The organism is Gelidibacter sp., assembly GCF_039916245.1.
Taxonomy (GTDB): Bacteria; Bacteroidota; Bacteroidia; order Flavobacteriales; family Flavobacteriaceae; genus Gelidibacter.
Genome location: NZ_JBDSLS010000239.1, coordinates 1 through 8,561, shown reverse-complemented (window position 1 = coordinate 8,561; position 8,561 = coordinate 1). Strand labels below are relative to the sequence as shown.

Sequence of the window (8,561 nt, the reverse complement as noted above, 5' to 3'; positions counted from 1 at the left end):
GGGCCGTCGAGTTTAGGGTTGTTATGGATTTTTGAGAGCATTGCATTGCCCTTAGTAGTGACGATGGAAAACGTATTCATTTTACCGCCCGTATCAGGATTGTGCCATTCACTGTAAAACCCTGCGAATATTATGGGTTCTTTATCTTTTCTATAAATATAAAAGGGATAGATTTCTTTCTGATAATGATGGTGTTCATAAAAGCCGTCCACATAAATAAGACACCGTGATTGTTTTGCCGCCTCACGAAAGGAGTTTTTATCAAAGATGGTTTCTCCACGTGCGTTGAGAGTATTATTCCACGTTTTATTCATTTGTTCCGTATCACTGACCCAATGCGTCAATAAGCCCCAAGTGGACACATCTGGAAAATCTGGCGAACGGTCGGTATAGATCAATACCGTGGGATGACTGAAACCCATGCTATGAAATAAAGGTAAATCGGTTAACGGAATAAGCCGTTCCATGATTTCATCCACAGCGCTTTTATCCCCTTTTCGCTCTGCGCGCTTCAGTAGCGTTTCAACACTAGCCTTTATATCGTAGCACATTTGTTTGAATATTATTTATCTAAGCTATTACAGTTAGAAATTTAAAGCATTAATCAAATATGAAAAGATTGACATTTAATGAGAAATTCATTGTGAGAATCTTTAAGAAAACATATAAATGAAGTCTCCTTAGAATAATTTTATAAAAATTGAACAATATTCATATCATGAAATAAATACAAACAAATGTTAAACTGAAATGTTAGTACGTAAAAACTAGTACTTTTCATAAAGCTAACCTCAATTAAAAATTTAGAATTATGAAAAAAACTATTTCAATAGTTTATGTCATTTTATTTTTTAGTGCCACTTATGCACAGCAACAAGAAAAAACAGACCATTTAAAAACCTTCGCAAAAGCTTATGGTTATGTGAAATACTTTCATCCAAGTGATGAAGCTTCAGAAATAGATTGGAATAGTTTTGCCGCATTTGGAGCTAGCGAGATTTTAAAATGTAATAATCCAAATGAGGTTTTAGCGACGCTCAACGATCTTTTCAAACCTATTGCACCTAGTATTATATTTTCTAATACAGTACATGACTATGATCTTAACGCAATTACGCCTAGTAACTCCAAAGATTATCAATCAATTTATTGGCAACACCAAGGCGTTTCAAAAGACATGAACAACCAAGAAGGTCCTTATAAGAGTGTCAGAGTAAATAGTTTTTCTGAAATTGATGAATCCAGTGGTTTTGGCAGCCTCAGTGTTTCTATTGATCCAGAGAAATATAAAGGCAAGGAAATAAAATATACGGGTTGGGTAAAACTTAAGGAGGATTCTGAAGGTTCGGGTCATTTATGGTTAAGAGTTGACAAGCCTGATAATAAAATAGGCTTTTTTGAGAATATGGGTGCTAATCCCATTAAAAGTAATGAATGGAAGGAATATGAAATTATTGGAGAAGTCGATGATTTAGCATCAGGACTGTTTATGGGATATCTTTTAATTGGTAAAGGAACTTTATTTTTAGATGATGTGCATCTCTATTATAAGGAGAACAATATATGGATAGAAATACCTATTAAGAACAGCGATTTTGAAGCTAACACTATCGGCGTCAAAAATGAACAATCGGAATGGACTGGCAAACTTGAGGGCTATTCATATACACTATCAAATACTGAACAAAAAGAAGGCAAAAATAGTGCAGTTATTACCTATGAAGGACAAGTTAAAATAGTAAAAGAGGAGCCTCTTTTTGAGTACTTTCCGAAATTCGGGGAGCTCATAGAAAAAGAGATTGGGGCTGGCGTTTTTTGTCAAATACCCTTAAATATTTACGGTAACCAGGAAAATACGTACCCTAAAAGTAAAACTTTAACCACATTACAAAACAATTTGAAAAATGTAGATGACAGTCCAAATAATGTCGCCATGCGCTTAGGCAACGTTATAAATATCTACAATGTTTTTCAACATTTCTACCCTTATTTTAGTGAAGTGGATTTGGATTGGGATAAAGAATTAGAAACAGCTTTAGAAAGAAGTTTAAAAGATAAAACTGAAAATGATCATCTCATAACATTGCAGAAATTTACGGCCCCATTAAAAGATGGCCATGTATATGTAGGTGGTGTTGAAATTGATCTATATGTTCCGCCTATCAATTGGGAGTGGATTGAAAATAAGTTGGTTATTACCAAAGTTAAAGATGGATTTGTAGGAATAAAAATTGGCGATGTCGTTACCAAAGTAAATAACGAATTATCAGAAAACTATTTTAAAGAAATTAATTCTCGAATTTCTGCAAGTACTGACGGATGGTTGAAATATAGAGCGCGAAGCGAAAGTCTATTTGGAAAAAAAGATGAAAATCTAGTTCTAGAGATCAACAATAAAAATGTAATCCTAAATCGTGACAAAAAATATGATTACTATGAAAACGATATTAATATCCAGGAAAATAATTATAAACTATTAAATGATAATATATTTTATCTCAACCTTGACACCATTGAAATGGACACGATAACTTCGCTTTTACCACAATTACAACAGGCAAAAGGTATCATTTGTGATTTAAGAGGTTATCCTAATGGGAACCATGAATTCATTTCACATCTCTTGAAAGAAAAAGACACTTCTACAGCGTGGATGAGAGTCCCTAAAATCATATATCCAGATCACGAAAAAATCGTAGGCTATGAGAACCATGGATGGGAAATGGAACCAAAAAAACCATATTTAGGAGATAAAAAAGTGGTCTATATTATTGATGGCAGATCCATAAGCTATGCCGAAAGTTATATGAGTTTAATTAAAGATTATCAATTAGCAACCATAGTGGGCCAACCAACTGCAGGTACAAATGGATATATAAATCCATTTACGCTTCTAGGAAATTACAATATTAACTGGACTGGAACGAAGGTTGTAAAGCACGACGGCTCTCAACATCATACTATAGGCGTATTACCAGACATCTATGTCAGCAAAACTATTGATGGGATTAAATCAGGAAAAGACGAATTTTTAGAAAAAGCTATAGATGTTATTTTAAATTAAGCCCTTTTAGGGCTTTTTGAGTTTAAAATAACGGCCCTGAATCATACAATGAGAAGTTCAATTTTCTCATATTATTCGTATATTGAAAGCTTGTTCACACCCATTAAACCCTCGTATAAAAATGAAAAAACTTATAACCTTCGCTCTATTAATAGCATTGACCTCCTCCTGCAAAGTACAACAACCCTTAAAAAGTCATGATTTTACTAAAGAAGGCAGTTTCACACCTGGCGTTGAAGGCCCAGCCACAGATTATCAAGGAAACATTTATGCGGTCAATTTTGAAGAACAAGGCACTATTGGGAAAGTGACGCCCAATGGGGAAGCTTCTGTATTTGTAAAACTACCTAATGGCAGTATTGGGAATGGTATTCGCTTCGGGGAAAAGAATCAAATGTTTGTGGCCGATTATACCAATCATAACATTCTAGAAATTGATTTAATCAGTAAAAATATTTCTGTATTTGCACATGAAGTGACTGCCAACCAACCTAATGATATCGCTATTGCTCCAAACAAAACGCTTTATGCCAGTGATCCCAATTGGTCAGATAACACTGGGAAATTATGGAAAGTTACCAAAGACAAAGGTTTCGAACTTTTAGAAGAAAACATGGGAACCGTCAATGGTATTGAAGTCAGTCCTGATGGTAAAAAACTATATGTCAATGAATCTGCCCAACGCAAAATATGGGTTTATGATATCGTCGAAAATAGCTTGATCCAAAACAAGCAAGAACTGATGTCCTTTGAAGATCATGGCTTAGATGGCATGCGTTGCACACCTAATGGAAATCTCTATGTGACGCGCTATGGCAAAGGAACCGTCATCATTCTCTCTCCAAAAGGTAAATTATTAAAGGAAATAGAATTGATAGGTAAAAAACCAAGTAACCTGACTTTTAGCAATGATTACAAAAAAGTCTATGTGACGATGGCTGATCGTGGTAATATTGAAGTTGTTAATTTGTAGTGGGTAAGATTTCTAAAGTAAATAATCTCAGCATTTATATTAGACTTCCCTTTTTTAGAAAACTTCTCTATAGACTAACAAAAAATTATTGAAGTTAGCCTAAAGCCTCTTTTTTTAAACGCAAGGAGCGCAAAGGAATTTCGCAAAGGACGCCAGGAAACTTTATCACCTTGCGAACTTAGCGGTTAAATTAAATTCTCAAAACTTAAAATCCCACAACTTTTTGACTTGATCCCCAATGCCTCTGCAGAATCGTTCAATGCCAAAATAAAAGCTTTTAGGGCGCAGTTCAGAGGGGTTAGGAACGTAGAATTCTTCCTATATAGACTAACAACAATTTATGCGTAATCTTAAAATCCCACAACTTTTTGACTTGATCCATTTTATGAAGCAATCCACTAAAATTTTATCCATAAAAAAAGCCTCTCAATTTCTTGAAAGGCTTGTTTTTTTCTAGTAGCGGGAACCGGACTCGAACCAGTGACCTTTGGGTTATGAGCCCAACGAGCTACCTACTGCTCTATCCCGCGATATAAATTAAAATGATGCTCTTAGCTTTTAACTCTCGGTTCATAATGCCGACTGTATCATTTAACGAGTGCAAATATACAAGTTTTTTATCGAATACAAAACTTTATTTCATAAAAAACTCCTAACAAATCAATGCTAGGAGTTGGTTATAGGGTATTGAAAGCGCTAATCCTCTGTGTCTAAACTAACAAGCACACCGCCGTTATTGCCATTTTGTGAATCAAATTCAACTAGTTTAGGAAACTTTTTTTGTAATTCTGCTAATTCGCCTTTAAAACTATTGTTTCCGATAAGCAATGTCTTTAGTTTGGACAACTTTTCCATCTCTGAAGGCAGCTCTCCGTAAAAACCATTGTTTGCCAATACCAATTCTTCCAGATTTGCCAAATCTCCAATTGAACTAGGAATCGCACCTAATAATTGGTTATCAAAAACGCTGAGTGTTTTTAATTTTTTAAGTTGTGATAAATCTGAAGGCAGTTTTCCTGATAAGGAGTTACTACTAATAACAAGTGTCTGCAAATTGGTAAGATTTTCTAGCGATGTTGGAATGCTCCCAATTAAACTATTATTGTATAATTCTAAAGTTTTTAAGTTGGCCAAGTTGCCAATGGTTTGTGGAATCCTTCCGGTCAGTTCGTTCATAAATAACTGCAGAGATTCAAGCGCTGTCAAATCGGTCAACTCGACAGGGATAGGGCCTTTAAGTTGATTAAAAGCCAAGTTGATTTCTTTCAAAGCACTTAACTTCCCAATACTCGCTGGGATGTTTCCGGAGATCGCGTTTCTAAATAGGCTTAAATGCTGCAGATGAACTAAATCACCCAATTCATTGGGTAAAGTTCCTTTTAATTTATTGGCATCCAAATTAAGCGACACAACCTTGTCACCCACAACTTCAACACCATACCAAGTATGAGGCGGAGTTTTTAAATCCCAAACCGTCTGCCATGAAGCACCGCTAGTTGAATTATAGAGCGCAATTAAAGCATTCTTTTCTTGGGTTGAAATCTGACCGAAAGAAAAAACGGTCATCAGTAGGAACAACAATGTAATTTTAAATGTTTTCATAAAAAATAAAATTTGGTTGGCATATCTAGAAGACTAATGTAAAATATTATCGACGAAATTCCAATTATATTCGATGAACCGCACTCAAGGACACTGCGCCAATCCACATAACACTGTAAATCAACTTGTTGTATTTTTTAATGAGTTTCAAAAACCACTCTTAAAACATCACAATAAGTTGCCATGATCTTCTTCTTATTGTCAAATAATTATTACTTTTTAGAAGCTGGTGGATATCCCGCCAATACCTTTGTTACGACTGCTTTGAACTGAGCTTCTCGTGCCTCTGGCTTGGCGTTTGGTTGATACGCGCTTTCACTTCTGGCTTGCCAAAACAATCCTGTTTTATTTTCATCCACAAATTCAAACACTATTTCTCTGTTGATCGTTGCTTGTCCAACGGGAATGCCAATGGAAATCCCGCCACCAACATGACCGCCGCCACCGCCAAGACCTACGCCAACATTATTACGTCCGCCTTCCTGAAACGTGCTGCTTTTGATATTAATCAGGAAATCCGGAGAATCGGAAACATACATTCCTTTGGCCTGCATGCCAGCCTCCAGCACCTCTAAAAGTCTTTTGGTATCCAGCTCACTCATGCCCGTATTCATATCGGTATAAAAATTATAAGATTTGTAAGTGTTGAAATCGGTGCGTTTTTCATAATCATAATTCACGCGAACCGCCGCACAGGAAAAGACAATTAAAGTAAGTCCAAATAATAGGAGTGATTTTTTCATAGCTTTTTATTTTAAAGGTAACAAAAAAAATGCCTCGATAGCATCTCTCAACGTCCAAGGACATGGAATTGCACGAGGCATTTTTTAAAACATTACTAGTGTTTGAGAAAAGAATTAAGACACTTCGACAAGCTCAGCAAACGCCGCTTCGCTACTTAGAATCAAGACTTAAATCATTAAATCTAAACAAGCATATCAAAAACCTTATACCTCCCCTGCAAACTTATGACAGATCAGACTAAAACCCATTCTTCCAACTTTATAAAAAACAAATTAAGGTCTATTTTATTCGTGAAATTTACAATAAAGATGTAAGTTCAAATTTTCAGGGCACGAATGAATTTGTGAACATTCGTAATCCCGTCAGCCATCGGGAGTGTCAAAATTTTTAGATACTTAATGGAGATCCATTAAAGACATCGTGTTGTCTTGAAAGCAATAAAATATGAATTACTTACTTGCCGGCATCGTCGGTCTGACCTCAATTTTACTTGGCAAGGTACGTTCATTCATTTTTAGAATACTGACGACCAATTCGCCAATGTCTTCACTTTGGATTTTCCAAGCGTCACTATTATCCGGTTCATGACCATTAAAATGCGTGGCTACAGATCCTGGCATTATGGTACTCACCTTAATATTATGCTCTCTCAAATCTAACATTATCGATTGTGTAAATCCGGTTACGCCAAATTTACTCGCATTATAAGCTGAACCGCCTGCAAAAAAATTAGTGCCTGCCAAACTGGAAATACTGATAAAATAACCTTTCGATTTTTTCAAGGCCTCAACACTCGATTTAATGGAAAAGAACACGCCGGACAGATTAGTATCAATAGTTTCCTGCCATTGCTCTGGCGTCAATTCTTCAATGGATCCAAAATGCCCCAAGCCAGCATTGGCAATGACAATGTCCAACTGTCCAAATTCAGCTAACACTTGTTTAACGGCATTTTGTTGGCTTTCATATTTCCGGACATCGGCCATTACCCCTATTGCTTTTGCGGAGGTTGTGGTCATTTTTTGAAGTTCTGCGGCTGCTGCTTTGGCTCTTGCTTCATCTCTACTGGTTATGGCTACATTAATTCCTTCGTTCAACAAACTTAGTGCAACACCGTACCCAATGCCGCTACTGCCACCTGTGATCAAGGCCACTTTATTTTTTAAATCTTTCATATTATATGGTTTTATCCAAAGTTACAAAACGAAAAACTCAAGACTTCATATGAACTATTAAACTTGTATTAAAACTTTGTAAAACCAAGGCTATTATTGCTTTTTAGAAGTATCAACGACATCATCTGGTTCATCGACAGAGTTAGCCAAAGCGCAAGAAATGAAACCAATAGTAATGGCCAAAATCCTCAAACCGATCATCAGTAAGATAAATGCAAAGACCTTTCTGCCAATAGTTATAGGATACACATCCCATAACCAACTGTGGTTAAAGTGATAATCACCACCAAAAACTATCAAAACAGATGATAAGTGTTCCAGCTGCACTTGATTTTCAAAGTAATAAATGCCAGCGGCAGCGAAATAAATAAGATTTAGAGAGAAGAAAACAAATAAGAATATTTATTCTTAGGCACTTAGGATCGCTCTTGAAAATTGGCTCATGGCTTTATTATAGCGAACCAACTTTAAAATCCTGAAAAAACGTAAAAAACGAAGTGCTCTTAATTAGGCGAATTTTACTTTCTGATCGTCCACATAAATCCTTAATCAAAATTCAACCGTAAAATAAAGTACACTAAAAAAATAGATATATCGCAGTGTTCTTCAAGTTTACGGCTCAAGATCAGGAAGCGTTTCCATCGAAAAGGTAACGACGGAAATCTAAATTAAAATTTGGATTAAAATAGAAAAAATACCCCCTGCTCTATTATCAGTGCTATCGATAATGTCTTTAATGGTGTCTTTCATTGGTTGCTTTTAGAGAGAATTTAAAAATTCGCAACGACAAGTTGCAATTTAAATTTATTTTTTATGTCACTAAAGCAACAGAACTTACTTTATTTTAAAGTTAAGCATGCAACATTTTCCAAAGCTTGTCCTTAAGTTCAGGAATGCCTTTTTGCGCTACAGATGAAATAAACATATAATCTATCGGCAAGGTTTTATCCAGTTCCTTTTTGAGTTCCGCTTCAAGTTCAGCGTCTAACATATCGCTTTTTGA

Annotated in this window: 8 protein-coding genes, 1 tRNA gene and 1 pseudogene; 3 read left to right on the top strand and 7 right to left on the bottom strand. The window is 35.6% G+C overall.

What is annotated here, in order from left to right; all coding sequences use genetic code 11:
- Positions 1-551: SOS response-associated peptidase family protein (locus tag ABIQ28_RS12760; RefSeq protein ID WP_348037898.1), on the bottom strand; the 551-nt coding region annotated here is incomplete at its 3' end.
- Between the two features lie 260 nt (positions 552-811).
- Between ABIQ28_RS12760 and ABIQ28_RS12755 the strand changes: the two genes are divergently transcribed.
- The 3 genes from ABIQ28_RS12755 to ABIQ28_RS12745 all read left to right on the top strand — a co-directional run bounded on the left by ABIQ28_RS12755 (position 812) and on the right by ABIQ28_RS12745 (position 4,385).
- A complete protein-coding gene (locus ABIQ28_RS12755; RefSeq protein ID WP_348037896.1) occupies positions 812-3,064 on the top strand; it encodes a S41 family peptidase in 2,253 nt (750 codons plus the stop codon).
- A 121-nt stretch (positions 3,065-3,185) separates the two neighbouring features.
- Positions 3,186-4,037 carry an SMP-30/gluconolactonase/LRE family protein gene (locus tag ABIQ28_RS12750; RefSeq protein WP_348037894.1) on the top strand — a complete coding sequence of 284 codons (852 nt, stop codon included), beginning with the start codon at positions 3,186-3,188 and terminating at the stop codon, positions 4,035-4,037.
- Positions 4,038-4,226: 189 nt separating this feature from the next.
- Positions 4,227-4,385, top strand: coding sequence for a transposase (locus ABIQ28_RS12745; RefSeq protein WP_348037900.1), 159 nt, complete (start codon positions 4,227-4,229; stop codon positions 4,383-4,385).
- Between the two features lie 109 nt (positions 4,386-4,494).
- On the opposite strand, the gene ABIQ28_RS12740 is transcribed toward ABIQ28_RS12745, so the two are convergent.
- The 6 genes and pseudogenes from ABIQ28_RS12740 to ABIQ28_RS12715 form a co-directional block, all read right to left on the bottom strand.
- Positions 4,495-4,567: transfer RNA gene (locus ABIQ28_RS12740), tRNA-Met, on the bottom strand.
- Between the two features lie 166 nt (positions 4,568-4,733).
- Positions 4,734-5,639 carry a Two component regulator three Y domain protein gene (locus ABIQ28_RS12735; RefSeq protein WP_348037892.1) on the bottom strand — a complete coding sequence of 302 codons (906 nt, stop codon included), beginning with the start codon at positions 5,637-5,639 and terminating at the stop codon, positions 4,734-4,736.
- Between the two features lie 212 nt (positions 5,640-5,851).
- Entirely contained in the window at positions 5,852-6,382 is a 531-nt protein-coding gene (locus ABIQ28_RS12730; protein ID WP_348037890.1) for a DUF4136 domain-containing protein, read from the bottom strand.
- A 450-nt stretch (positions 6,383-6,832) separates the two neighbouring features.
- Positions 6,833-7,558: an SDR family oxidoreductase gene (locus ABIQ28_RS12725; protein ID WP_348037888.1), complete on the bottom strand. Its 726-nt coding sequence runs from the start codon at positions 7,556-7,558 to the stop codon at positions 6,833-6,835.
- 93 nt (positions 7,559-7,651) lie between these two features.
- Positions 7,652-7,885 (bottom strand): hypothetical protein, encoded by a 234-nt coding sequence (locus ABIQ28_RS12720; RefSeq protein WP_348037886.1) that lies wholly within the window; start codon positions 7,883-7,885, stop codon positions 7,652-7,654.
- A gap of 523 nt (positions 7,886-8,408) precedes the next feature.
- Positions 8,409-8,561, bottom strand: a pseudogene (locus ABIQ28_RS12715) (GTPase ObgE); the annotation flags it as partial.